This window comes from Lentzea cavernae, assembly GCF_014653695.1.
Lineage (GTDB): Bacteria > Actinomycetota > Actinomycetes > Mycobacteriales > Pseudonocardiaceae > Lentzea > Lentzea cavernae.
This window is the reverse complement of record NZ_BNAR01000001.1, coordinates 1,151,882-1,174,951: the sequence shown is the minus strand read 5'-3', so window position 1 is coordinate 1,174,951 and position 23,070 is coordinate 1,151,882. Positions and strand designations below refer to the sequence as shown.

General features: G+C 68.9%; 28 protein-coding genes and 1 pseudogene. 14 read left to right on the top strand and 15 right to left on the bottom strand.

The window, feature by feature from the left end:
* The first annotated feature begins 55 nt into the window (after positions 1-55).
* Both IE307_RS05430 and IE307_RS05425 read left to right on the top strand, forming a co-directional pair.
* Positions 56-955, top strand: a complete 900-nt coding sequence (locus IE307_RS05430) for an alpha/beta hydrolase (RefSeq protein ID WP_191296286.1) — start codon at positions 56-58, stop codon at positions 953-955.
* Positions 956-1,131: 176 nt separating this feature from the next.
* Entirely contained in the window at positions 1,132-1,539 is a 408-nt protein-coding gene (locus tag IE307_RS05425; RefSeq protein WP_191296285.1) for a hypothetical protein, read from the top strand.
* Between the two features lie 166 nt (positions 1,540-1,705).
* Here the strand turns inward: IE307_RS05425 and IE307_RS05420 are convergent, their stop codons facing one another.
* The 3 genes from IE307_RS05420 to IE307_RS05410 form a co-directional block, all read right to left on the bottom strand.
* A complete protein-coding gene (locus IE307_RS05420) occupies positions 1,706-2,902 on the bottom strand; it encodes a metallophosphoesterase (RefSeq protein ID WP_191296284.1) in 1,197 nt (398 codons plus the stop codon).
* 63 nt (positions 2,903-2,965) lie between these two features.
* Positions 2,966-3,601, bottom strand: coding sequence for a TetR/AcrR family transcriptional regulator (locus tag IE307_RS05415; RefSeq protein WP_191296283.1), 636 nt, complete (start codon positions 3,599-3,601; stop codon positions 2,966-2,968).
* A gap of 84 nt (positions 3,602-3,685) precedes the next feature.
* Positions 3,686-4,711 carry an aldo/keto reductase gene (locus IE307_RS05410; RefSeq protein ID WP_191296282.1) on the bottom strand — a complete coding sequence of 342 codons (1,026 nt, stop codon included), beginning with the start codon at positions 4,709-4,711 and terminating at the stop codon, positions 3,686-3,688.
* Positions 4,712-5,213: 502 nt separating this feature from the next.
* Here IE307_RS05410 and IE307_RS05405 point away from each other — a divergent pair.
* The 5 genes and pseudogenes from IE307_RS05405 to IE307_RS47585 form a co-directional block, all read left to right on the top strand.
* On the top strand, positions 5,214-5,903 hold the full coding sequence (locus IE307_RS05405) for a M15 family metallopeptidase (RefSeq protein ID WP_191296281.1): 690 nt from the start codon (positions 5,214-5,216) through the stop codon (positions 5,901-5,903).
* Positions 5,904-6,006: 103 nt separating this feature from the next.
* Positions 6,007-6,732 carry a lysophospholipid acyltransferase family protein gene (locus IE307_RS05400; protein WP_229904405.1) on the top strand — a complete coding sequence of 242 codons (726 nt, stop codon included), beginning with the start codon at positions 6,007-6,009 and terminating at the stop codon, positions 6,730-6,732.
* Positions 6,729-6,878 (top strand): hypothetical protein, encoded by a 150-nt coding sequence (locus tag IE307_RS05395; RefSeq protein WP_176960101.1) that lies wholly within the window; start codon positions 6,729-6,731, stop codon positions 6,876-6,878. Before IE307_RS05400 ends, IE307_RS05395 begins: the two co-directional genes overlap by 4 nt.
* A gap of 61 nt (positions 6,879-6,939) precedes the next feature.
* Positions 6,940-7,158, top strand: a complete 219-nt coding sequence (locus tag IE307_RS05390) for a hypothetical protein (protein WP_191296280.1) — start codon at positions 6,940-6,942, stop codon at positions 7,156-7,158.
* A 15-nt stretch (positions 7,159-7,173) separates the two neighbouring features.
* Positions 7,174-7,380: pseudogene (locus IE307_RS47585) on the top strand (hypothetical protein); the annotation flags it as partial.
* Here IE307_RS47585 and IE307_RS05380 read toward each other — a convergent pair.
* The 3 genes from IE307_RS05380 to IE307_RS05370 are packed head-to-tail and all read right to left on the bottom strand — an operon-like array spanning position 7,355 to position 10,450.
* Positions 7,355-7,795 (bottom strand): response regulator, encoded by a 441-nt coding sequence (locus tag IE307_RS05380; protein WP_191296279.1) that lies wholly within the window; start codon positions 7,793-7,795, stop codon positions 7,355-7,357. The pseudogene IE307_RS47585 and the gene IE307_RS05380 overlap by 26 nt on opposite strands.
* Positions 7,788-9,308: a sensor histidine kinase gene (locus tag IE307_RS05375; RefSeq protein ID WP_229904404.1), complete on the bottom strand. Its 1,521-nt coding sequence runs from the start codon at positions 9,306-9,308 to the stop codon at positions 7,788-7,790. The genes IE307_RS05380 and IE307_RS05375 overlap by 8 nt, the downstream gene beginning before the upstream one ends.
* Positions 9,305-10,450, bottom strand: coding sequence for a PP2C family protein-serine/threonine phosphatase (locus IE307_RS05370; RefSeq protein ID WP_191296278.1), 1,146 nt, complete (start codon positions 10,448-10,450; stop codon positions 9,305-9,307). Before IE307_RS05370 ends, IE307_RS05375 begins: the two co-directional genes overlap by 4 nt.
* Before the next feature lie 65 nt (positions 10,451-10,515).
* Between IE307_RS05370 and IE307_RS05365 the strand changes: the two genes are divergently transcribed.
* On the top strand, positions 10,516-11,001 hold the full coding sequence (locus IE307_RS05365) for a GNAT family N-acetyltransferase (RefSeq protein WP_229904448.1): 486 nt from the start codon (positions 10,516-10,518) through the stop codon (positions 10,999-11,001).
* On the opposite strand, the gene IE307_RS05360 is transcribed toward IE307_RS05365, so the two are convergent.
* The 4 genes from IE307_RS05360 to IE307_RS05345 all read right to left on the bottom strand — a co-directional run bounded on the left by IE307_RS05360 (position 10,936) and on the right by IE307_RS05345 (position 13,229).
* Positions 10,936-11,406 (bottom strand): YkvA family protein, encoded by a 471-nt coding sequence (locus IE307_RS05360; protein ID WP_191296276.1) that lies wholly within the window; start codon positions 11,404-11,406, stop codon positions 10,936-10,938. The genes IE307_RS05365 and IE307_RS05360 overlap by 66 nt on opposite strands.
* A gap of 18 nt (positions 11,407-11,424) precedes the next feature.
* Complete coding sequence (locus IE307_RS05355) at positions 11,425-11,835, bottom strand: hypothetical protein (RefSeq protein WP_191296275.1); 411 nt, start codon at positions 11,833-11,835, stop codon at positions 11,425-11,427.
* Positions 11,836-11,919: 84 nt separating this feature from the next.
* Entirely contained in the window at positions 11,920-12,663 is a 744-nt protein-coding gene (locus IE307_RS05350) for an anti-sigma factor family protein (protein WP_191296274.1), read from the bottom strand.
* Positions 12,660-13,229 carry a sigma-70 family RNA polymerase sigma factor gene (locus IE307_RS05345; RefSeq protein ID WP_045315736.1) on the bottom strand — a complete coding sequence of 190 codons (570 nt, stop codon included), beginning with the start codon at positions 13,227-13,229 and terminating at the stop codon, positions 12,660-12,662. The genes IE307_RS05350 and IE307_RS05345 overlap by 4 nt, the downstream gene beginning before the upstream one ends.
* Positions 13,230-13,343: 114 nt before the next feature.
* Here IE307_RS05345 and IE307_RS05340 point away from each other — a divergent pair, with 114 nt between their 5' ends.
* The 4 genes from IE307_RS05340 to IE307_RS05325 all read left to right on the top strand — a co-directional run bounded on the left by IE307_RS05340 (position 13,344) and on the right by IE307_RS05325 (position 17,084).
* Positions 13,344-13,943, top strand: coding sequence for a COG4315 family predicted lipoprotein (locus IE307_RS05340; protein ID WP_191296273.1), 600 nt, complete (start codon positions 13,344-13,346; stop codon positions 13,941-13,943).
* 96 nt (positions 13,944-14,039) lie between these two features.
* Positions 14,040-14,720, top strand: a complete 681-nt coding sequence (locus IE307_RS05335) for a DUF4142 domain-containing protein (protein WP_191296272.1) — start codon at positions 14,040-14,042, stop codon at positions 14,718-14,720.
* 160 nt (positions 14,721-14,880) lie between these two features.
* A complete protein-coding gene (locus tag IE307_RS05330) occupies positions 14,881-15,705 on the top strand; it encodes a ferredoxin (protein WP_229904403.1) in 825 nt (274 codons plus the stop codon).
* A complete protein-coding gene (locus IE307_RS05325; RefSeq protein WP_191296271.1) occupies positions 15,702-17,084 on the top strand; it encodes an NAD(P)/FAD-dependent oxidoreductase in 1,383 nt (460 codons plus the stop codon). The genes IE307_RS05330 and IE307_RS05325 overlap by 4 nt, the downstream gene beginning before the upstream one ends.
* Positions 17,085-17,679: 595 nt before the next feature.
* On the opposite strand, the gene IE307_RS05320 is transcribed toward IE307_RS05325, so the two are convergent.
* Entirely contained in the window at positions 17,680-18,624 is a 945-nt protein-coding gene (locus IE307_RS05320) for a beta-ketoacyl-ACP synthase III (RefSeq protein ID WP_191296270.1), read from the bottom strand.
* Positions 18,625-18,705: 81 nt separating this feature from the next.
* On the opposite strand from IE307_RS05320, the gene IE307_RS05315 reads away from it, so the two are divergent.
* A complete protein-coding gene (locus IE307_RS05315) occupies positions 18,706-19,305 on the top strand; it encodes a TetR/AcrR family transcriptional regulator (protein WP_191296269.1) in 600 nt (199 codons plus the stop codon).
* On the opposite strand, the gene IE307_RS05310 is transcribed toward IE307_RS05315, so the two are convergent.
* The 3 genes from IE307_RS05310 to IE307_RS05300 are packed head-to-tail and all read right to left on the bottom strand — an operon-like array spanning position 19,275 to position 21,080.
* Complete coding sequence (locus IE307_RS05310) at positions 19,275-20,000, bottom strand: alpha/beta fold hydrolase (protein WP_191296268.1); 726 nt, start codon at positions 19,998-20,000, stop codon at positions 19,275-19,277. The genes IE307_RS05315 and IE307_RS05310 overlap by 31 nt on opposite strands.
* A complete protein-coding gene (locus IE307_RS05305; RefSeq protein ID WP_229904402.1) occupies positions 19,997-20,461 on the bottom strand; it encodes a hypothetical protein in 465 nt (154 codons plus the stop codon). Before IE307_RS05305 ends, IE307_RS05310 begins: the two co-directional genes overlap by 4 nt.
* A 34-nt stretch (positions 20,462-20,495) precedes the next feature.
* Complete coding sequence (locus IE307_RS05300; protein ID WP_191296267.1) at positions 20,496-21,080, bottom strand: TetR/AcrR family transcriptional regulator; 585 nt, start codon at positions 21,078-21,080, stop codon at positions 20,496-20,498.
* Between the two features lie 61 nt (positions 21,081-21,141).
* Between IE307_RS05300 and IE307_RS05295 the strand changes: the two genes are divergently transcribed.
* Entirely contained in the window at positions 21,142-21,396 is a 255-nt protein-coding gene (locus tag IE307_RS05295) for a hypothetical protein (RefSeq protein WP_229904401.1), read from the top strand.
* 16 nt (positions 21,397-21,412) lie between these two features.
* Here IE307_RS05295 and IE307_RS05290 read toward each other — a convergent pair whose 3' ends face one another.
* Positions 21,413-23,038, bottom strand: coding sequence for a C39 family peptidase (locus tag IE307_RS05290; protein ID WP_191296266.1), 1,626 nt, complete (start codon positions 23,036-23,038; stop codon positions 21,413-21,415).
* Between the last annotated feature and the right edge of the window lie 32 nt (positions 23,039-23,070).

The window sequence follows — 23,070 nt, the reverse complement described above, 5'->3', positions numbered from 1 at the left end:
TAATGTTATCAGAGTCGATAATATTCGTGGTGTCGAGACGTGCGGAGCTGGTGCTTTGCGGAACCTGGACCTGACGATCATCGCCCGTGACGGCGCATCGCTGGCGGGCACGCTGTCCGTGCCGGACGGCCACGGACCCCATCCGGCCGTCCTGCTGCTGCACGGATCCGGGCGGTTGGATCGCGATGGCAACGCCGGACGGCTGAAGCAGAACCTCGGCCCGGTACTGGCCGAATCACTCGCCCGGCGAGGAATCGCGTCCGTGCGTTACGACCGGCGCGGCGTCGGGGCGTCCTCCGGCGACTGGCTGACGACCGGGTTCGCCGACAACCGGGAGGACGCCGTCGCGGCAGTCGACGCGCTCACGGCCCGGCCCGACATCGGCCGTGTCGGCGTCATCGGGCACAGCGAGGGCGCGTTGCACGCCATGGCGCTCGGTTCCCACCCCGGTGTCGCGGCCGTCGTGCTGCTGGCGGGGTTCGCCCGTTCCGGCGAGGACGCCATGCTCTGGCAGGCCGAGGCCGTCGCCCGCGGACTTCCCGCACCGTTGCGACCGTTGGCCCGGCTGGCCATCCGGCGGGTGATCCGGCTCAAGGCGCCCGGACCGGACGTCGTCCGCGTCGCCGGGAAGCGCGTGAACGCCCGGTGGACGCGCGAGATGCTGGCCCACGACACCCGGACCGACCTCGCGCGCGTCCGCGTTCCGGTGCTGGCCGTGACCGGCGAGAAGGACATCCAGGTCGATCCCGACGACCTGCGCCGGATCCACGCACTCGTCCAGGGCGAGGCGGAGGTGCGGAGGGTTCCCGAGTTGACGCACCTCCTCCGCCGCGACCCCGGCCGTGCGTCGATGTTGTTCTACCCCAGGCAGCTGCGGCAGCCGGTGGACGACGAGCTGATCAGGACCACGACGTCCTGGCTCGCCCGCGCTCTCACCCTGGAAGAAACCGAATGACGACCCACTCGTTCGGCCGTGCGGCGTCCATCGCGAAGACGGGCAGCGCGTGGGCCACTTCGGCGAGCCGATCATGGTTTCGCCGAGGTCGGCGAGCGCTGGTTCCCGTTGGTCGCGACGATCGACTGTGCCGCCGGAGATGACCGACCTGGCGCTGCCGTCCGACGGGCGCGGTGGTGCTGGAGCGGCCGCTGCACCCCGACGTCACCCACGACGAGGACTTCGGCGAGATCTTCCAGGAAATGCGACGCGGTGACATCCGCCTCGCACCCGGTCTGTCCCTGCTGTTCCCCGGCGAGACGGAGCCCGCGGCCGAGGTCCTCGCGCAGCAGTGGGGGAATCCCTGGTCGCGGTTCGTGCTGGGCGGGTGCGGCACCGAGTTCGACGGCCGCACGCCGGCCGAGTGGGCCGCAGAAGTGGCCGCCGCCGTCAGGGACGTCCATTCAGGTCCATTGAGGACCGTTCTGGCACGTTCAACGTACGGAGTTGCTCTCGATCTGCTCCCGCACCGTGCCCCAAGGCTCATCGGCGCTGTCCTGCCGGTGATCGGCCTGCGCCCTCAGCGGCATGAGAGTGCGTTGTGATGTCCAGGGACGTTGGTCAGCCTGGCGGCTGCAGTCGCGACTCCGCCCGCGGATCCTCGTGCTAGCCGGCCTCACCGACCACTGCGTGCACGAGCTGCTCACGCTGCATCAGCGCGGCCGCCTGGCGGGCGACGTCGTGACCGTGGCCGCCAACGACGGGCCGTCCTCAGGCCTGTCGGGACGCCAGTTCCACGATGGTGACGTCCGAGGGAGCGCCCACCCGAGTGGGTGGGCCCCACGCCCCGGCGCCGCGGCTGACGTACAGCTGGGTGTCTCCGTAACGCTCCAGCCCGGCCACGGTCGGGTTCGCCGCCTCGGCCACGTAGGTGAAGGGCCACAGCTGACCGCCGTGGGTGTGGCCCGAGAGCTGCAGGTCCACGCCGTGGCGGACCGCCTCGTGGACGGCGGTGGGCTGGTGCGCCAGCAGCAGCGTCGCGAGCGCGGGATCGCGGTCACCGAGCGCCTTGGTGAAATCGGGGCCGCGTCCCGTGGCAACACCCTCGAAGTCGTTGACACCGGCCAACGTGAAACCCGGTAGCTCAGCCCGTGCGTTCTCCAGCGGCCGCCACCCCATCTCGCGCACCTTCTCGACCCACTGGTCAGCGCCGGAGATGTACTCGTGGTTGCCGGTCACGAAGTAGGTGCCGTGACGTGCGCGAAGCCGAGCCAAGGGCTCGACGGCGTCGCTGAGTTCGTCGACGTCACCGTCGACCACGTCACCCACCACGACGATCAGGTCGGGCTGGGTGCCGTTGATCGTGTCGGTGACCCGCTGGGCGAAGCGGCGCCCGAGCAGAGGACCGAGGTGGATGTCGCTGACGACCGCGATGCGAAAGCCGTGGTGGGCACGGGACAGCTTGGCCAGCGGAACGACGCTTCGCTTGACCGACGGGCCGTTGAGCACACCGTGGGTTCCGTGGCCGACCACGCCGACAGCCGCGGTGGCAGCGACCCCCGCGATCGCCCGTGACACGAAGAGGCGGCGGGACAGCAGGTCAGCGGCGGGCGTCGCCGGATCGACCACGACGGCCGACGCACGGTGCCGGTGGGTGAGCCACAGGTTCAGCAACGGTCGGACGACCTCCCCAGCGAGCACCCCGAGCAGCAGGTAGAGGAACACCGCCAGCCACAGATAACCGGGCCACGCCACGACGCGTTCGACCGCCATCGGCATCGAGGAGAACCCGCCGACCACCGCCGTACCCGCGAGCAGCGGCCCCACGACGAACAGGGCGGCGCCGGCACGGCGCGCCCGTGCACCGCGCGAGGTGTTCTGCCGGATCAGGCGCCGGTACAGGTACCAGTGCAGCGCGCCGAAGACGGCCGGCACGACGACCACGGCGAGAACGGGAACGAGAGTCACGGGGTGGCGCTGCCTTTCACGGAGCTTCACGACGACCGGCAGCACGCCCGCCCCGTCGCGGGGTCAGGGACGGACCGCCGGCAGCAGGACGCCGTCGATGATGGAGACGAGGAAGTCGCGGTCGAACGGCTTGCGCTGGATGAGCGCGCGGTAGGCGGCGATGGACGGGATGATCTGGGCGAGGGTCTCGACGTCGGCGGTGGCGTCGATCTCGCCACGGCTCATCGCACGGGACAACAGCACGCGGTTGGCGGCGGCCCACGGCTCCACGATCGCGTCGTTCGCCGCCTCGGCGAGCCCGCGGTCCTGGCTGAGCATCGACGCCAGCCCGGCCATGATCGCGAGCTGGTGCTCGCCCTCCTCGACGGACGCGGGCTTGAACAGCGCGAGGATGTCGCCGCGGAGGCTGCCGGTGTCGGGCAGCCGGTCCAGGCCGACCTGGCTGCGTTTCATGTGCCCGACGGCGTCGAGGACCAGTTTGGCCTTCGACGGCCAGCGTCGGTAGAAGGTGCCTTTGCCGGCCTTCGCCCGTGCCGCCACCGCGGCCATAGTCATGCCCGCGTAGCCGACCTCCGCCAGGACCTGGAGCGCCGCGTCCAGGATCTCGGGGTCGCGGCTGGCGTCGGGCTTGCGGCCGGGGCGGCGGTGGACGGTCCGGCCACCGCCGCCGTCACCCGCGGTGGGGTCGTCCTGCGTCATGACGGTGGTCTCCTCGCTGCCTGAAGCCGGTGCGGATCCATTGTCGTGTCGCCGATCCGGCGGGCAGCGCCCGGGATCACCGGGTCAGCGCCGGCGCAGTACCGCGTCGGTCAGCACGGGCGGGAAGTAGCCGGCGTCGCCCTCGGTCACGTTGCGGCCCGGGGGCACGATCTCGTCGATGCGGTCGAGGACGTTCCGGTCGAGGACGAGGTCGGCGGCACCGAGCTGGCTGTCGAGCTGTTCCACGTTCATCGGACCGATGATCGGCGCGGTCACCGCGCGGTGGGACAGCACGAAGCCGAGCGCGAGGTGGATCAGGGACAGGCCGGCCTCGTCGGCGAGCCGGGCGAGGGACTCGACGGCGTCGAGCTTGGCGGCGTTGCGCGGGGCGTCGATGTCGAAGATGCCGGGCATGAGCTCGGTGCGGCTGCTCACCTGTCCGGTGGCGCCCTTGCGGAACGTGCCGGAGAGCCAGCCGCCACCGAGCGGGCTCCAGGTGAGCACCCCGATGCGGTGGGCCTCGGCGGCCGGCAGGACGTCGGCCTCGATCCCCCGCGCGAGCATCGAGTACGGGGGCTGTTCGGTCACGAACCGGCCCAGTCCCCGTCGTTCGGACGCCCACTGCGCCTCGACGAGCTGGTAGGCGGGAAACGTGGACGTGCCGAAGTAGCGGATCTTCCCGGCCCGTTGCAAATCCGTCAGCGCCCCCAGGGTCTCCTCGATCCCGGTCGCCGGATCCGGCCGGTGCACCTGGTAGAGGTCCAGGTGGTCGGTGCCGAGCCGCTGGAGGCTGCCCTCCACCGCACGCATGATCCACCGGCGCGAGTTGCCGCGGTCGTTGACGTTGTCGCTCATCGGGTTGTGGAACTTGCTCGCCAGGACCACGGAGTCACGGCGCGTCCCCGCCAGCGCCTTTCCGACGATCTCCTCGGCCTCGCCACGGGCGTAGAGGTCGGCGGTGTCGACGAAGTTGATGCCGGCGTCGAGCGCGTGGTGGATCGTGCGGATCGAGTCGTCGTGGTCCTTGTTGCCCCACGACCCGAACATCATGGTGCCGAGGCACAGGGAGCTGACGCTCAGCCCGGTGTCACCGAGCGTGCGGTACTGCATGTGGCACCCGTTCTTCAGGACGGTTCCGCACCCCTGAGCTGCAGCGTGTCGGAGCTTGCTCCTTAGACGGTACCTGCCGGTACCGGTTATCTCAAGTACCGGTACCGGCGGGTACCGTCTAGTCCGAGTGAACGGCGAGAAGGCCGACGCTCATGTACGTGAACCCGTGCCGCACCTGTTCCGCCGGGTCGAGGAGGTTGCGCCCGTCGCGGGGCACGCTTGGTGACCGAAGACATGATCTACGGCCCGCACTGCGACCACACCAGGTGCCCGTTGACCGGATGTGAGCCGGCCACCTACCGCGTCCATGCTCACGCCCCGAAACGTCCCAGCGAAGTTGACGTTGTTCCCGCACCGCTGGCAGGGTCGATCCCGAAGGCATCTCGCGCGGCCGGGGTGAACAGCCGGGATCAGCCCACCGGCGATCGCGGTCGACGAGCTGGTTCTCCTACGCGGCCCGGTAGGTGAGTTCCGCTCTGTCGTAACGGAGAGAGGAAGCACTGTGAAGTCGAGTACCAGAGTTTTCGCGCTCATCACGCTCACGCTGTCCGTGGTCCTGGTCGGCACCACGCCGGCGCCCGCCTCCACCGCCCGGACCGTGGAGCTCGCCGCGCCGGCCGGCAGCGGCCTCCCGCCCTACGTCGCCGTCATCAAGCCGGTCACCGCGAAGCGGCTCGCCTCCAGCTGGCGCGAAGGTTGTCCCGTGGGGCCCGATCAACTGCGGCTGGTCAGCCTGAACTTCGTCGGCTTCGACGGTGCGGTGCACCGCGGCGAACTGGTCGTTCACGCCGCTCTCGCCGTCGAGGTTGCCCGCGTCTTCGCCGACCTGTACTTCGGCCGGTTCCCCATTCAGCGGATGGAGACCATCGAGAAGTACGACTCCGACGACGACGCGTCGATGGCGGCGAACAACACCTCGGCGTTCAACTGCCGGCCGATCACGGGCGGCACCGCCTGGTCCAACCACTCCTACGGGCGGGCCATCGACATCAACACCGTGCAGAACCCGTACATCTCCCGCAGCGGCGCGGTCTACCCGCCCAACGGCGCGCCCTACGTCGACCGCACCCAGGACGTGCCCGGCATGATCCACGCGGGCGACGCCACCGAGCAGGCGTTCACCGCGCGCGGCTGGACGTGGGGTGGCTTCTGGAACACGCCGATCGACTACCAGCACTTCGAGAAGCCCTGACCTGTGTACGCGGCCCGAGGTGGCTGTTGCGCTCCCGATCACGACTTCCCGCGTTCAGTCGAACGGGGGATCAGTCCCGGGTCTGCGTGGTGGAATACCGGGTGTGACACCGCTTGAGCTGGCCGCCTGGACCTGGAAGCTGCCCCGCAGGGGCCGGGGCTTCTGGTTCTCGCTGGCGATCGACGTGTTGTGGCCTGTCGTCGTGCTGTTCGTCCGGCTCCGGGTGCGGGGCAAGCAGCACGTGCCGGGCAACGGTGGTGTGATCCTCGCGTTCAACCACCTGTCGAACGCGGACGCGGTCGCGGCCGTGGTGTTCGCGCTGATGTCGAACCGCGTGCCGCGCGTGCTCGCCAAGGCCTCCCTGTGGCGCATGCCGGTCGTCGGCTGGATCATGCGGTCCGGAGGTCACATCCCCGTCGAACGGGGCACTGTGAAGGCCTCAGAGGCGTTGAGGCCCGCTGTGGAGGCTTTGCGCGAGGGCAAGTGCGTGATGGCGTTCCCCGAGGGGACGTTCACCGACGATCCCGACAACTGGCCGATGAAGGGCAAGTCCGGGGTCGCGCGGATGGCCCTCGAAGCCCGCGTGCCCGTCGTGCCGGTCGCCGAGTGGGGCACGCAGGACCTGCTGCCGAAGGGGTCGATCCTGCCGAGGTTGTTGCCGCGCAAGAAGATCGAAGTCGTGGCGGGCGCGCCGGTCGACCTGTCCGACCTGTACGACCGGGACCTGACGGCCGCGGTGCTGGACGAGGCGACCCGCAGGGTCATGGACGCCATCACGACCATGCTGTCAGGCATACGTTCCGCCGAAGCGGGTAGCCAGAGCGCATGACCACGCGAGAAGAGTTCGAGTTGCGCAAGGGCCGTCGCCCGGGCGGGACGGGGATCTGGGCGCCGGTCTTCCCCGAACCGCGTGAGCCCCAGGAATGGGTCGTGCAGGCCGACGACGAACCGGTGATCGTCCGCAGCGTCGACTGAGCGTCTACGTCACCTGGGCGGCGTCTAGTACCCGTAGACGCGTCTAGCTAACGTAGACAGCATGACGCTGGACGAAGAACTGCTGGCAGCGGCGCGGAAGGCGGGCACCGCCTCCGCCGCTGCCCAAGGCCAGGCCGACATCGCCAAGGCCATCTACCACCACAGCGTGCTGAGACTGCACCGCGCCGGTGGGTCGATGCGCGAGATCGCGGAAGCGCTGAGCATGAGTCATCAGCGCGTGCACCAGATCGTGGAGCAGTCCAAGCGGACCGAACGCTGATGGTTCTGCGGACGGGGCGCCGCCGACGTCGGCAAGATGATGGCCGGACCTGCCGCGCTCATCTGCGACCTGTGCGTCGACGAGGCTCAGGTGGCCGAGGTGGGCGACTGCTCGTTCTGCAGCAAGTCCGCACCTGTGTTCTCAAGTGCGGAGGCGCAGATCTGCCGCTCCTGCCTGGACTTCAGCGCCGCGGTGATCAGCGGGGCAGCTTCACCACGGTGACGAAGAAGTCGTCGATCTGCCGGACGACCTCGATGAACCTGTCGAAGTCGACCGGCTTCGTCACGTAGGCGTTGGCGTAGAGGCTGTAGCTGCGCAGCACGTCCTCCTCCGCCTCCGAGGTCGTCAGCACCACGACGGGGATCGAACGCAGCTCCGCGTCCGCCTTGACCTCGCTCAGCACCTCACGGCCGTCCTTGCGGGGCAGGTTGAGGTCGAGCAGGATCAGCCCCGGCCGCGGCGCGTTCGCGTACTGGCCCTCGCGCCGCAGGAACTCGAGCGCCTCCACACCGTCCTTGACGATGTGCAGCGAGTTGCGGATCTTGTGGTGCTCGAACGCCTCCTGCGTCATCAGGGCGTCGCCGGGGTCGTCCTCGACGAGCAGGACGTCGATCACGTTCAGCGGTGACTCAGACATGTACTTCCTCAGCTTGGGCGACGAGTTCGGGTACCACGGGCAGCGTGAACTCGAAACAGGTGCCGGAGTCCACATCGGTCTTCAGCCAGATGGTGCCGCCGTGGAATTCGACGATCTTCCGGCACATCGCCAGTCCGATGCCCGTGCCCGGATAGGCGTCCTTCGGGTGCAGGCGCTGGAAGATGACGAAGATCCGGTCAGCGTACTCCGGCTCGATCCCGATGCCGTTGTCGCGGAACGTGAACTTCCACAGCTCGCCGTCCTGCTCCACGCCGATGGTGATGACCGGCGGCTCCTCGCCCTTGAACTTCAGCGCGTTGCTGATCAGGTTCTGGAACACCGCGCTGAGCAGTGACGCCTCGCCACGCACGGAGGGGAGCTTCGCGATCTCGAGCCGCGCGCCGATCTCCTCGATGCGGTCGGAGTAGCTGTCGACGACCTGGCGCACGATGTCGTTGAGGTCGATGACCGTCTGCTCGCGGGTCATCCGCCCGACGCGGGAGAACGCCAGCAGGTCGTTGATCAGCACCTGCATGCGCTTGGCGCCGTCGACCGCGAAGCCGATGTACTGGTCGGCGCGCTCGTCGAGCTGGCCGCCGTAGCGGCGCTGCAGCAGCTGGCAGAACGACGCCACCTTGCGCAGCGGTTCCTGCAGGTCGTGCGAGGCGACGTACGCGAACTGCTCCAGCTCCGAGTTCGAGCGCTGCAGTTCGGCCTTGGCCGTTTCGAGGGTCGCGAGCTCGTGCACGATCCGGCGGCGCATCGCGTTGACGTCCTCGCCGAGCTGGACGGTCTCGCGGGGGCCGTCCGCGTCGATCTCGTGGTCGAAGTCGCCGGACGCGACCTGCCGGGTGTGGTCGGCGAGGCTCGCGAGCGGCGCGATCAGCAGGCGGTACAGCAGCAGGGAGACCCCGCCGATCGCCGTGACCAGCAGCACGCCCATGGCGATGACCAGCCACAACACGACGTTCGCCGCGCTGTTCAGCTCCGTTCGCGCCTGCTGGGCGAGCTGGCCGATGTCGGTGCGCAGCGCCGCCACCTCGCTGCGGAGCTGGTCGAACAGCACCTTGCCGCGCTCGATGTCGCCCGCAGGCCCGCCGGTGGGCCCGGAGAGCCGGATGGCCGCGATCGTCGGTTCCGCGTACTCGGCGCGCCACTCCCGTCCGAGGGCCTCGATGCGGTCCACCCGTCCGTTGACGTCGCCGACGAGGTCCCGCACGTTCTTCGCGGCCTCGGTCTGGGCCTTCTCGCCGTCCACGTACGGCGAGAGGAAGTCGTCGCGCCCGGTGAGGGTGAAACCCCGGACACCGGTCTCCTGGTCGAGCAGCGAGCGGTTGAGGTCGTTCACCCGGCGGCCCGCGGGCTCGACCTGGTCGACCGACCGCGTCCGCGAGTCGCTCAGCGCGTCGAGCGCGACGACCGTGGACGAGATGGCGATCGCGGTCATGACCAGCAGGCCGGCCACGATCGCGCCCAGCAGGCGGCTTGCGGGCAGCCTTTGCGGCAGGTTCACTTTCCGTCCTTCAGCAGCAGGATGGCCACGTCGTCGTCGAGCGCCCCGCCGTTGAGCTCAGTCACCTCCGCGATGACCGAGTCCATCCAGTTGGGTCCGTCCTGCAGGTGCCTGTCCAGGATCTCGCACAGGCGCTCGACACCGAGCCGGTCGACGTCGTCAGGTACCCGGCCCTCGATCAATCCATCCGTGTAACAGGCGATCGACCAGCCGGACGGCAGCTGCACGTCCACGCCGGTCCACGCGTAGTCGGGCAGCACGCCCAGCGGCACGCCGATCTTCGACTGCGGCAGGTCCACGATCTGCGTGCCGACCATCATCAGCGGCTCGGGGTGCCCGGCGAGGAAGTAGCGGGCCGAGCGGCGGTCCGGTGAGACCGTGACCATGCACGCCGTGGTGAAGATGCCCTCGCCGTGCCGTTCGGCGACGAGCACCTGGTCCAGCGTCTTCAGCACCTTCTCGGCCGTGGCGCCGGACAGGACCAGCGCGCGCCACGCGATCCGCAGGCAGACGCCCAGCGCGGCCTCGTCCGGGCCGTGGCCGCAGACGTCGCCGATGATCGCGTGCACGGTGCCGTCCGGCAGACCGACCGCGTCGTAGAAGTCGCCGCCGAGCAGCATCCGCTGGCCACCGGGCTGGTAGCGGACCTCCAGGTCGACGTCGGAGTTCTGCAGCAGCGGGGGAGGCAGGAGGCCGCGTTCCAGGCGTGCGCGCTCCGCGGCCAGCAGCTCGACCTCGCGGAGCTTGCGCTGGGCGTCCTCGGAACGGCGGCGTTCGACCGCGTACCGGACGCCGCGCAGCAGCAGTTCGCCGTCGACCTTGCCCTTGATCAGGTAGTCCTCGGCACCCGCACCGACTGCGTCTATTCCCTCGCGCTCGTCGTCGAGGCCGGTCAGCACCAGGATCGCGGGCGCGTTCGGCTTGGCGAGCAGCCTGTGCAGGCCCTGCAGGCCGTGCGCGTCGGGAAGACCGAGGTCGAGCAGCACGCAGTCGGCTTCGGAGAGCATGAGCTCCGCCTCCGCGAGCGTGCCGGCGCGCGACAGGACGAAAGGCGCGTTCGCCTCTTCGAGCAGTGCCTCCACGAGCACCGCGTCACCATCGTCGTCCTCGACCAGGAGGACGCGCACTGTCTTGGTTCGCATCGAGTCGGACTTTAACGTCAATGGGCTGGAAGGTCCGCGTCCGACCTACCAGGATGACGGGCGTGTTGATCCGTCTCGCCCAACCAGCCGAACTGCCGTACCTCCAGCAGATCGAAATCGCGTCCGGAGAGCCCTTCCGCGACGCCGGAATGCCCGAGATCGCCGACGACGACCCGATGTCCCTCGAAGACCTCGCCGAACACGAGGTCTGGGTCGCGATCGGCGCGGAAGGCGTGCCCGTGGCGTTCATCGCCATCGGCGACGTCGACGGCGCCACGCACGTCCACCAGGTGAGCGTGCACCCGTCGCACGCACGTCAGGGGATCGGCGCGGCTCTCATCGAGCACGTCACCCGCTCCGAGCGGGCCGTGACCCTCACGACGTTCCGCGACGTGCCGTGGAACGCGCCGTACTACGAGCGCCTGGGCTTCCAGGTCGTGGCGGACACCTCGCCCGGCCTGGCGGAGATCATGCGCGAGGAGGCCTCACGGGGCCTCGATCCCGCGACCCGTGTCGCCATGGTTCTTCTCCCAGCGCAGATACGAGCCTGAGGCGACCGAAAGGCTGCTGAGCAGCCACACGAGGACACCCGCGTCGTCGGTCACGCCGATCACCGGAAGGAACTCCGGCAGGACGTCGATCGGCGACACGAGGTAGACCAGGGCCACCGCCCACATCAGGACCTGGCTGCGCGGCAGCTCCGGGTACTTCCCGCCGCGCCAGGTCTTCCACAGCCGCGGCAGCGCCTTCAGCCGCTGGACCGGGTTTCCGACCGGACCGGGAACCCCCTGCGCCCGCTTGCGGCGGTTGCGCAGGAGGCCGAGCGCCGCGAACACCAGACCCAGCGGGATCATCACCCAACCGGCGACGGCCGGGCTCAACCCGCCCATCGGGGCGTCGCGGAACAACAGGATCAGCAGACCGGACAACGAGATGAGCGATCCGAAGACGACCATCTGGCTGGCTCCCCGTCCCTAACTCGGCTCTTGGAAGAGCATCGTCGGAATGGCCTTGTGCGGTTGCCTCTGCTGTTGAGGCTCCGGCTCCCGCAGCTCGATCACAGCCTCGGGTTCCTCAACGGGGGCCTCTTCAACCTTCGGCTTGCGCACCGCCTTCACCGGCGGGGGAGTGACCTGGTCCAGGGCGGCGCGCGCCTTGGAGATCCAGACCTTCTGCATGGCCTCGTCCTTGCTGCCGGCCGCCGTGGCCGCGAGTCCGGAGAGGACACCGCGGATGCGGGGGACCAGTGCTGGATGACGCCGGATCGCCTGCCACACAGCGTGATCACCCGGTAGCCGGGCGGACACGAGCCGCGTGACCTGAGCGCGCAGCTCCTCTGTGGACAGATCGAGCCAGCGCTCGACCGCTGACGGGCCTATTGCCACGTAGACAGCCTTCCCCGAAAACGACAACTGCCCCCACAGGATCTCACGGATCCGGCGGGGGCAGCGGCCTGGTGTCGGGAAACGTCAGGAAGCGACGACTTCGAGCAGTGTTTTGCCGTTCTCGTCGACGATCCGGAACGTCGCGATCTCGTGCCACCGCATGGCCACGTTGGCGGCCAGCTTGATGGTCTTCTTGTCCCCTGCCACCGGTTCGGGGGCGTACCAGGACGTGACCTGCGCGACACGGCCCGCGCGGCCCACGGCGACGAGCGAACCCCTGCTGGGTCCGGACATGCCGGTGACCTCGATGTCCATCGCGGTCCCCGACGGCTCGTCGGAAGCGGTGATCTTCGTGCCGACGCCGCTGTTCGGGTCCTGGTGCTTGATCTCCATCGACTTGTCGGAGGAGTTGTTCGCCACCCGCGTCTGCGACGTCGAGGTGCCGGGGTTCTGGGGCGCCGCCTGGTTCGAACCGTCATCTCCGGTGCGCACGACGAGCGTCGTCACCACGGCGGTCACCGCCACGATGCCGGCGGCGGCGGCCGCGACACCCTGGGCGACGAACCACCGTCGGCGCTTCCTGCGCGCCGCGACGGCGTCGAGCATGACCCGCACCGACTTGCCGTCGGGGCGTTCCGGCGCTGTTCCGCGCAGCATCCCGCCCGCGTCGGCCTCGTCGATGAGGTCCGGCACCACCGCGAAGTCGCGCAGGTCAAGAGCACACCGCCGACACTCGGTCAGGTGGTTCTCGAACGCCTCCACCTCATCGGCATCGAGGATGCCGAGCACGTAGGCGGCGACGTCGAGGTGATCTGGTGCCGTTGTCACCGCGTCTCTCCCCGATCGTGCAACGCGCGCCGCAACGCACGGAGCGCGTAGTACACCCTCGACTTGACCGTTCCCGGTGGCACACCGAGTGCCGCCGCGGCCTCACCGACGGTGCGGTCCCGCAGATATGTCTCGAGAATAGCCTCCCTGTGTTCCTCCGAGAGACCGTTCATCGCCTCCGCCACGACGATCGCCGCGAGGGTGCGATCCTCTTCGCTTCCGGAAGGCGACTCGTCCGAAGGGGTCAGTTCGAACTCCTGCGGACGGACGCTTCTCTTGCGCCTGTCGTCAATGACCAACCGCCTTGCCACCGTGAACAACCACGACCGCAAGAGCACGGGATCACGCTCGAGTTTCTCGGCGTTGCGCCATGCCCTGACCAGGGTCTCCTGCACGATGTCCTCGGCCCACTGACGATCATGGCCCGTCAACCTCATGCAGTGTCCCAGCAGGGCACTGCCGAATTCCTCGTACAGCCGACGGATCAACTCTTCCTCGAGAGATCCCGGTCTTGGTGATTGTTCGTCTAACTCACGTTGACGTCTATGCCGCGCCACGGGGGACATCCTTGCCCCATCAACCGTCGGAAGTCGAGAGGCAAATATTCCTCACGAACCACGTGAACCGTTGCCGGATCGTGTCCGTACTCCTCGGTACCCCAGTTGAGAAAGGACCTGCCGATGCGACGTGGACAGGCCATCACCGCCTTCGCGGCCCTGGCTCTCGCCCTCACCGCGTGCGGCAGCGCCCAGACCCCTCCCGGAGGGGTCGCCACGGGCGGCTTGCAGGCGAAACCCGCTGATCTGAGCGGGATGAACAACTACTTCATCGCGAACAACGAGCAGATGGGCTGGTTCGTCACCGACGCCGACGGGCTCCCGCTCTACCGCTACGACAAGGACGTCCCCAAGCCGTCCAAGTCGAACTGCGAGGGCGAGTGCGCGAAGGCGTGGAAGCCGGTCCTCGCGGACAAGACGCCGATGGCGACCGGGGTGGACCCCATCTCGATGGGGGTCCTGACCAGGCCGGACGGCACCAAGCAGCTCACCATCCAGGGCTGGCCGCAGTACACGTTCGCCGAGGACAAGACCGCCGGTGACATGAAGGGGCAGGGCAAGGGCGGAGTGTGGTTCGTCACCGCCCCCAACGGCGCCAAGATCACCGGCGGCAAAGCGCAGAACAACAGCAACAAGAGCAGCAGCACGCCGGGCACGTCCCCCAGTTCGGGCACCGCGCAGACACCGCAGTCCGCGCCACCGCCCGCCGCGCCCGGTTACTGAGCCCCACTGCTCAGAACTCCATTCATCCCCTATCGACTTCCTTTGGACAACGAGGACAACAAGACGATGACCAGAGCCCTCGCCACCGTCTTTGCGATGTTGTTCCTCTTCTCCGGCCTGGCCGCCACGGCTGCAGCACAGCCCGCGGACACCGGGGGAGTGATGGACACCCCGTCAGGGCCGTTGACCGCGAACGACCGCGAACTGCTGAACAGGGTGCGCCTCGCCGGCCTGTGGGAGATGCCCATGGGCGAGCTCACGGCCACCAAGGCGTCCAACGCCAGGGTCAAGCAGATCGGCAAGATGATCATGCTCGACCACATGATGCTGGACGCGCTGACGAAGAAGACCGCCGCCGGCTTCGGGCTGACCACGCCCGACGTGCCGAACCCGACGCAGCAGTCGTGGATGGAAGAGATCAACGCGCTCGAAGGTGACGCGTTCGACCAGGCGTTCATCGCCCGGTTGCGCGCCGCGCACGGCCAGATCTTCCCGTTCATCGCGAAGGTGCGCTCAGGAACGCGCAACGACGTGATCCGCGGCTTCGCCCAGGCCGGTATCGACGTGGTGATGAAGCACATGACGCTGCTGGAGAGCTCGGGCCTCGCTGGCGACGCGGCGTTCGCGGAGCCCCAGCCCGCCGGCAACATCATCAACGCGACTCTGTCCTCCGACGAGAGCCCGAACATGTGGGTGATCCTCACGGTCACCGCCGCGGGAGCCGTCCTCACGGTGCTCCTGCTCCGAGTACTCCGCCCGCGACGACCGGTGCGGTGATTCTGCAAGACCCCGTTGCACGACGGTAAACGGAGGTGGTGTCCCAAGGTCAGAGGCACTCCAACGCGGACCTGTTCCCACCCGCCCGGTTCTGATGTGTCCACTCCTGCACCCAGGGCCGGGCGGGTCCCGCGAGAAGTTCTTTCCGGAGGAAGAGTTGTTGTCGAGCCAGATTCCGCTCCTGGTGGCCCAAGCCGAGTTCGACTCGGGTGTCAAGAAGATGGCCCAGATCTCCGCCAGGCTGGCTTATGTACTGATGTGCGCCACCTTGTCCTGGGGCGTGCTGATCGCGACCGGATGGGCCGAGAAGCTCACCGGCCGTGAAGGTCTGAAGAACGGGCACATGGTGCTCGCGTCACTGGCGATCGCGTTCGGCTGCATCCACGCGTTCGCCTTCTCGCTGCTGCAGGGTGCCCCCCTCAGCATCATCAAGCTGATCCTGCCGTTCGTCGACGGCGGTCTTTTCCGGCACGCGCTGGGCATCCTCGGCCTGGAGGTCATGCTCGCGATCGCCGTGCTGGCGTCGATGAGGCACAAAGTCTTCTACCGCAAGTGGTTGAGGTTCCACCAAACGGCGTACATCGCGGTGACGATCACCGTGGTGCACTCCTGGTTCGGCGCCATCGCGAACGGCAACCTGTCCGTTCTCTGGCTCGCCGGCCTCACCGTTCTCGTCCCCACCGCCACCCTGGCGCTGGCCAGGTTCCTGCCTCCCGAGGTGCTGATGCGCATCGGCATGCTCGACGCCGAGCGCGGCAAGGAACCCGGCGTCGGCGAGGGCGACGCGATGGACGTGAGCGTCAACAACGAGAAGTGCCACCGCTACGGCACCTGCCAGGCGGAGGCCCCGGACGTCTTCCAGCTGATCGAAGACAACCGCCTGACCTACAACCGCCGGCCGCCCGAGGAGCACTTCGCTCAGGCCAGGGCGGCACAACGCGCGTGCCCGATGCGCGCGATCGAGATCAGGGAGCGAGTGAAGTGAGCGAACGGATCGTGGTCGTCGGCGGTGGACTCGGTGGAGTCCGTTCCGCGGAACGGCTGCGGGAGATGGGTTTCGACGGGCAGATCACCATCCTGTCCGCGGAGCGGCACCTCCCGTACCACCGCCCTTGCCTGTCGAAGCAGATGATCACCGGTGAGTGGACCCCGGACGACTCGTTGCTGTCGTTCTCGGGTGACCTCGACGCCGAGTGGCGCATGAACTCCCCGGCCCTGCACCTGGACCCCAAGAAGCAGTCGGTCTGGGTGCCCGGTGGCGAGGAGATCAAGTACGACGGCATGATCATCGCCACCGGCGTCGACGCCAGGGCGATGGGCGGCGCGCCGCGCCACGACCCGCGGGTGCACGTGCTGCGGACGTTGGACGACGCGATCGCGATCCGCAAGAACATCCGTCAGTCGCAGGGCCTCGTCGCCGTCATCGGCGGCGGGTTCATCGGCTGCGAGCTCGCCTGTTCGATCCGTCACATGGGCCGCGACGTGGCCCTGATCGTGCGCTCGCCCGCGTTGCTGGGCGGCGTCGTCGGCGACGACATCGGCAAGAAGATCACCGAGGCGCACGTCGAGCACGGGGTGCGGCTGGCCACCGGCGTCGGCATCAAGCACTGGGTGCGCCAGCCCGGCGGCATCGGCATCCACCTCTCGGACGGCCAGGTCTTCTTCGCCTCGTGCGTGGTCCTCGCCGTAGGCGCCTCGCCGGCCGTCGACTGGCTGCGCGGCTCCGGTCTCGACATCTCCGACGGCGTGCTGTGCGACTCGACGAACCACGTCGTCGGCGCCGAGAACCTCGTCGCCTGCGGTGACGTGGCCCGCTGGCCCAACATGCGCTTCAACGGCGCCGTCAGACGGGTCGAGCACTGGCTCAACGCCGTCGAGGGAGGCCGTGCTGCGGCCGAGAACCTCCTGGTGGGCCGCAACCACGCCAAGACCTACACCCCGGTCCCGCGCTTCTGGACCGAGCAGTACGGCATGCGCGTGCAGGGCGCGGGCCTCCCCGTGCTCGGCACCGACACCACCGACGTGAACGGACTCACCGGCTTCATCGCCAACGGCAAACTCGTCGGCATCGTGGGTCTGGAATCGCCGGGCAAGATCATCACCGAGACGCCGGAGCTGTTCCGGCAGAACATGGTCGAGACGAACGTTCCGGTGTGGACGCAGCCGGAGGCAGAGCCTGCCGCCGCCGAGTCCCCGGAAGTCCTCCCGACCGCCATGATCCCGGTTCCCGAACCGGTCGCCGCCCTCGCATCATCCGTTCCCCCGTCCGTCTCGTCGTCGATGTCCCCGCCATTGCAGCGGCGGCGGCATTCGCGTTCGAGGCCGGAGATGGTGCGGTCGGGCGGAGGACGCGCGAGGCCCTAACCAGGTGGAGGAGGTTTTCAGGTCGTCGGTAAAGGGCAAGCGGGAACGGCGAACTCCGACGTCGCCCGCGTGGCCAGGTGGCGGACCTATGACGTCACGCGGCGATGCGCTCGTTTCCGCGCCGGTGGTCTGAAGCTTCTTCTTCGCGCGTCACCAACGGTGTGGCGGCTCGGCGGGCTCCCGAGTCGCCACACCGGCCTATTTCCGGGGTGTTCCCGTTTCAGCGGGTGGTCGCCTGGCGTGGCCGAAGGTCACCTTGCGAGGGTGGCTGCGTTGGCCCGTGACGAGCCGGTGCCGGTCATCGCCGCTTCGCGACGATCGCGATTGGGGCTTGACTTCGGGGCCCTTGTGAGGCCCTGGATCGGCCTTGAAAGCTGGGCATCAAAGGAGCCCAGCCGATCGATCAGTGTAGGGCCTCACACCCGAAGTCAAGCCCCAATCGCCGTCGTGGTTGCGTTCCACCGCTGACTCAGCCGAGAGAAGTTCGCACGCCTCGGCTTCGCCATTGCCGTTAGCGGCCAGGTGGCTCGGCTTCGCCGTTGCCCTTGCTGTCAGGAGGGACGCCTCGCCTTCGGCTTCGCCGTGCCGTCGGGGCCTACGGGGTGGTGATGACCTGGCCTGCCCACGAGAGTCCGCCGCCGAAGGCGAACAGCAGCACGGGCGCGCCCGACGGGAGCTCGCCGCGTTCGGCCATCTTGGACAGTGCGAGCGGTACCGAGGCGGCGGAGGTGTTGCCGGACTCCACCACGTCCCGGGCGATGACCACGTCGTCGCGCAGGCCGAGTTTCCTGGTCAGTGCCTCGATGATGCGCAGGTTGGCCTGGTGGGTGACGACGGCTGCCAGGTCCGTGACGGCGATGCCTGCCCGTTCGCAGGCCTGGACGGCGATGGCGGGGAGTTCGCTGGTGGCCCAGCGGAAGACGGCCTGGCCCTCCTGTTCGAAGCGGGGCTGCCAGTCGTCGACGAGGCGGACGGCGTTGCTGCGGGTGGGGTCCGAGCCCCAGGTCGCCGGGCCGATCAGGGCTTCGGGGGAGGCGCTGACCACGGCCGCGCCGGCGCCGTCACCCAGCAGGATGCAGGAGGAGCGGTCGGTCCAGTCGACGAGGTCGGACATCTTCTCGGCGCCGATGACGAGGGCGTGCTCGGCCGCGCCTGCGCGGATGGTGTGGTCTGCGGTGGTGAGGGCGGTGCAGAAGCCGGCGCAGGCGTTGTTGAGGTCGAAGACCACTGCGGAGGGGATGGAGAGGCGGGCTGCCACGGAGGCCGCGGTGGAGGGGCTGCGGTCGATGGCCGAGCAGGTGGCGACGATGACCTGGCCGATGTCGGAGGGGGACAGGCCGGAGGCGGCCAGGGCCTTGGCGCCTGCTTCGGAGGCCATGTCGGCCACGGATTCGGATTCGGCGGCTATGCGGCGGGTGGCGATGCCGGTGCGCTGGAGGATCCACGCGTCGTTGGTGTCGACCATCTTTTCCAGGTCGGCGTTGGTCAGCACTCGCTCGGGCTGGTGATGGCCGAACGCCACGACACGTGATCCGGACAAGGTGAGCTCCTTCGGCGAGGCTGCGACGTCGCGAATATAGCAACCGATCGGTCGGTAGCTAAAGAGACGTAAGCTACAGGGATGAGCCCGCGCAGATCTGTCGCCGACACACTGGAGACGCGGCAGCGCATCCTCGAGCACAGCCTCGCCATCGCCTCGGCGGAGGGGCTGGAGGGGCTCACGATCGGGCGGCTCGCCGCGGAGCTCGGGATGAGCAAAGCCGGGTTGCTGGGGCACTTCGGCACCAAGGAGGCGCTGCAACTCGCGGTGGTCGACCAGGCCGCGGAGGTGTTCCTGCGGGAGGTGCCGCGCAAGGTGAAGCAGATGCCGTCGGGGTTGCCGCGGCTGGTCGACGTCTGCGAGGCGTGGGTGTCCTACCTCGAACGCGAGGTGCTGCCCGGTGGGTGCTTCTTCACCGCCGCGACGGCCGAGTTCGACGGGCGCAGCGGGCGGGTGCGGGACGCGCTGGCGGGTATGAACGCGTTGTGGCGCCGGGACTTGCGGATCCACATCCGGCGCGCGGTGAGCGACGGTGACCTGAAGCTGGACACGGACGTCGACCAGATGATCTACGAGATCCTCGGGGTCATGCTGGCGCTCAACCACTTCCTGCAGCTCGAACGCGACAGCACGGCGCCGGGCCGGGCGCGTCAGGCGTTGAAGCGGCTGCTCACGAAGTGATTGACGATCGCCGCGACCTCCGCGGGCAGTCCGGACACCATGCCGTGCGTCGCGTCGATCTCGCGCACCTCGATGGTCGGTGGCAGGTCGCGGCGCAGTCCGGCGCGGTGGGCGTCGAAGAGCGGCACCAGGGTGGGCGGCACCGGGAGGTTGCGGGTGGCGAGCACCAGCAGGAACGGCGCGGTCACCTTCGCGAAGACCGGTAGGGCGTCGAGGAGTTCCGGGGAGGTCCTCAGCGTTGAGAGGATCTCGGGGGACGGGCGGGTGATCGTCTCCAGCTGGGCGTCGAAGATCGCGTTCAGCTCGGCCAGGCCCCTGGTCACCTCCTCTTCGGACAGACCCGCGTAGTTCGCCGGATGCGTTGTGGCGGAACGGTGTCCGTCCAGGCTCACCGCCGCCGGGCACGACGGGTGCCGCAGCGCCCACAGGCCCGCGATGACCCCGCCCAGCGAATGGCCGACGACCACGGGGTTGTCGAGTCCGAAGTGGACGGCGGTGTCGTCGAGGTCGTCGAGCACCGCTTCCCAGTCCCACGGCCCGTCGGGGCTGTCGCCGTGCCCGCGGAGGTCGACCGCGACGGCGCGCCCGTCCAGTTGGGGCGCAAGCGATTGCCAGGCTGATCTGTCGCCGCCCAGGCCGTGCAGGAGCAGGAACGGCCGGCCGTCGCCGCCGAAATCGGTCGCTGCCAGCTTCACTGGTCTCTCCTCAGGCTCAGGCGTGTGCGGATCGAGTCGACGGTGACGCCGCCGTCCGGGTGCCGCAGCAACTTGTTGCGGTTCACGAGGTCGTGCACGCCCTGGCGGGTGATGCCGAGCATTGCTCCGGCCACCCCCAGGGACACGTGGTCCTTGCTCGGGTGGCCCGCACGGCGCGCGGCGACGCGGCCCAACGGCGTCGCCCACCAGCTTTCGGGCGGGTCGAACGGGGTGTCGCCCGGGTGGAGCACGGCAAGCAGGCGGACGACGACCCGGCGGGCCAAGGCGTCGTCCTGTCCGAGCAGCTGGGCCGCCCACATGTCGGCGTCGGCGCGGACGGACGACCGCAGGTCGGCGAGATCGGCCTGCGGCAGCAGGATCTCCAGCGGGTCGAGCAGCCGGCTCGTCACGAGCCGGATCAGGTCGTTCCGCAGGTCCACGTGTTCCGAGAGGGTCGACACTTGACAGACGATATCAAGTACTTGACGCCAGCCGTCAAGTACTTGGGAGCATCATCTTCAGGATCTGGGTGAGGACGTCCGGTCCCGTTCCCTGGATGACCGCCTGTCGCAGGGCCAGACCGATTCCCAGCGCTCCCACCGTGATGACCAGGTGCTCCACGGGGAGCGTGGGGTGGATTCCCAGCCGCTCGAAGTGCTCGGTCAGCAGGGCGACAACCTGGTCGTCGTGACGCTGCTGGAGTGCGGCGACCTGCGTTGCGATCTCCGGCTGCTGGGCCGTGGCGGCGAGCACCTCGGCCGTAACGGCGGTCCACTTCGCCGCCTCCTCGTTCGCCGTGCCGCCGAGCACCGCGATCAGGCCGTCGCGATCACCGGCCTGGCGCAGTGCGGTGCGCAGGCCGTCGAAGTGGGTTCCCGCGTCGGCCTCGACGATCGCCAGCCACAGGCCTTCCTTGCTGCCGAAGTGCTTGTAGACCGCGCCGCGGGTGTACCCGGCGTCCGCGGCGATCTCCTCGACCGTCGCCCCCAGGAAGCCCCGGCGCAGGAACACCTCGCGCCCGGCGCGCAGCAGGTGTTCGTGGGTGCGTGCCTGCTGTTCGGACCGTGTCAGCCTGACCATCACTCGCCCATTCAGTAACACAGTGTTTCTGGAAACGTCGTGTCACTGTACAGTCGGCCGCATGGAGCTGATGCTCGGCGTGGCCGCGTTCCTGAGCCTGCCGCTCACGCTGGCCGGGTTCACGTGGTACGCCCTGCGGGCCCGCCGCACCGGCAGCGGGCAGTCGCTGATGGCGCCGTTCGAGGAGATCTGGGATCCCGTCGCGCACAGGACGAACGCCGAGGTCCACGCCGAAGCCCAGCGCTCCCCGGAGGCGCCCGCACCGGGCGACCCGCTGGACGACCTGATCCCTCCTGCCCGCGGTGCGCGCGAGTAGGAGGGATCGGTTCACCTCAGGCCGCCCACATCTGCACGGGAGCGATGTAGTTCCAGCTGTAGAGCTGGTTCGCCCCGTCGTAGCTGCCGTCCGTGCCGGCGCCGTAGGTGTCGTGGACGTAGAACTGGCCGTTGTCGTGGTAGCCGATCACCACGGACAGGTGGCCGGCGGTCGAGCCCCACGTGCCGCTCATGATCACGAACTTGCCCTGGTCGAGGAACGCGCGGACCTGGGCCGGGGTGAAGTTGCCCTGCTGGACGGCGGCGCCGTTGCGGGCCAGGAAGTCGCGCTCGGACTCCCAGGAGGCGCAGGGGCGGGCCGGGTTGCCGCCGCAGTAGTAGCCGGTGATCCAGCCGTGCGCGCCCTTCCAGCTGCCGGTGCGTCCCCAGTCGTTCATCGTGCGGTTGAAGGTGGTGCCGCGGTTGGAGAACTCGTCGGTGATGTAGCGGCCCCACTTCGAGTAGTGCGAGAACGGTTGCGAGACCTGCACGCCGAACTCGGTGGGCAGCTGGTAGGTCACGAGGTCGATCACGGCGCTGGTCGGGCCGCAGGACGAGTTCCCGTTGAAGTCGTTGCGCGTGTCCCACAACTGGTGGATGTACTCGGCGCGGTTCAGCCGGCCCATCGTCGTGACCTGGCCGCCGTCGAGCGTCGCGGCCTTCAGGCCCGACGCCTTCACGTAACCGCGGGCGGGGCTGCCGATCACGGCCTCGCCGCCGTCGATGCCGGTCAGCGCGTAGTTATACGACAGGCCCTCGACGACGCGCGAGGCCTTGTGCGAAGCCAGGTCCTGGACGTAGACGCCGTTGAAGCCGGCGAACTGGTCGGGGCCGAGCTTCTTGTCGGCCACGCAGCCCATGACCTCGTACGCCACGCGCGCGCCGTCGGTGCTCCACACCGCGCTGCGGTAGTGGTGCCGGGTCTCCCCGGCCAACGACCGGATCTCGCCGTCCTCCGACGCGAGGCCCAGCCACTGCGGGTCGGTGCCACCGCAGCGGTAGATCTCGTTGTGCTTGATGAAGCTGACGTGCCGCTCGCCCTTGACGTCGACGAGCTTGAAGTCCCGGTACAGCGCGGTGGAGTCCGAGGTGACCAACGGCTTCACGGCGCCGGACTTCAGGTCGAACCGCACCAGCGAGCCCACGTAGGTGCTGTCGTCGGCGACGTCCGGGTGCTGCACGGCGAGCAGCCCGGTGCCGTCGGAGGTGAAGCCGAGCAGCTGGGGCGCGCGGCCCTGGAGCTTGCCCGCCGAAACGCCGTCCACCACGACGTTCTCGCCGTCCGCGTAGGCCAGCGAGGAACCGCGGAACACGGCCGAGGTGATCGACCCGCGCGCCACGAGACGGGACTTGCCGTAGCGGTCGACCGCGTGCAGCGAGGTGCCGCGGGTGCCGTCGAAGTCGGAGATCACGGCGGCCGAGGCGCCGTCCGCGGACGAGGACGACTTGATCGTGTAGGCGGGATCGCTGACGGGGAAGGTCGCTCTGCGAACGCCGCCGACGAACACGTCGTAGCCGCCGCCCGACCGCACGGCGTGCGACTCGGAGGGACTGGAGGAGTAGGGCTCGACGGCCTGGGCGGGGGACACGGCGGCCGCGAGGGTGCCGAGTGCCACCACCAGTGCCAGTGAGGTTTTCGTCATGGGTCGAACGTCCCGGCGCGTGGCATGCGTCC

Bases quoted from the DNA above. Each gene is read 5' to 3' on its own strand.
- IE307_RS05415 (WP_191296283.1), bottom strand. From the start codon at position 3,601: ATGACGCAGGACGACCCCACCGCGGGTGACGGCGGCGGTGGCCGGACC.
- IE307_RS05410 (WP_191296282.1), bottom strand. From the start codon at position 4,711: ATGCAGTACCGCACGCTCGGTGACACCGGGCTGAGCGTCAGCTCCCTG.
- IE307_RS05395 (WP_176960101.1), top strand. From the start codon at position 6,729: ATGACCACGCGAGAAGAGTTCGAGTTGCGCAAGGGCCGTCGCCCGGGC.
- IE307_RS05390 (WP_191296280.1), top strand. From the start codon at position 6,940: ATGACGCTGGACGAAGAACTGCTGGCAGCGGCGCGGAAGGCGGGCACC.
- IE307_RS05380 (WP_191296279.1), bottom strand. From the start codon at position 7,795: ATGTCTGAGTCACCGCTGAACGTGATCGACGTCCTGCTCGTCGAGGAC.
- IE307_RS05370 (WP_191296278.1), bottom strand. From the start codon at position 10,450: ATGCGAACCAAGACAGTGCGCGTCCTCCTGGTCGAGGACGACGATGGT.
- IE307_RS05360 (WP_191296276.1), bottom strand. From the start codon at position 11,406: ATGGTCGTCTTCGGATCGCTCATCTCGTTGTCCGGTCTGCTGATCCTG.
- IE307_RS05345 (WP_045315736.1), bottom strand. From the start codon at position 13,229: ATGTCCCCCGTGGCGCGGCATAGACGTCAACGTGAGTTAGACGAACAA.
- IE307_RS05340 (WP_191296273.1), top strand. From the start codon at position 13,344: ATGCGACGTGGACAGGCCATCACCGCCTTCGCGGCCCTGGCTCTCGCC.
- IE307_RS05335 (WP_191296272.1), top strand. From the start codon at position 14,040: ATGTTGTTCCTCTTCTCCGGCCTGGCCGCCACGGCTGCAGCACAGCCC.
- IE307_RS05315 (WP_191296269.1), top strand. From the start codon at position 18,706: ATGAGCCCGCGCAGATCTGTCGCCGACACACTGGAGACGCGGCAGCGC.
- IE307_RS05300 (WP_191296267.1), bottom strand. From the start codon at position 21,080: ATGGTCAGGCTGACACGGTCCGAACAGCAGGCACGCACCCACGAACAC.
- IE307_RS05295 (WP_229904401.1), top strand. From the start codon at position 21,142: ATGGAGCTGATGCTCGGCGTGGCCGCGTTCCTGAGCCTGCCGCTCACG.
- IE307_RS05290 (WP_191296266.1), bottom strand. From the start codon at position 23,038: ATGACGAAAACCTCACTGGCACTGGTGGTGGCACTCGGCACCCTCGCG.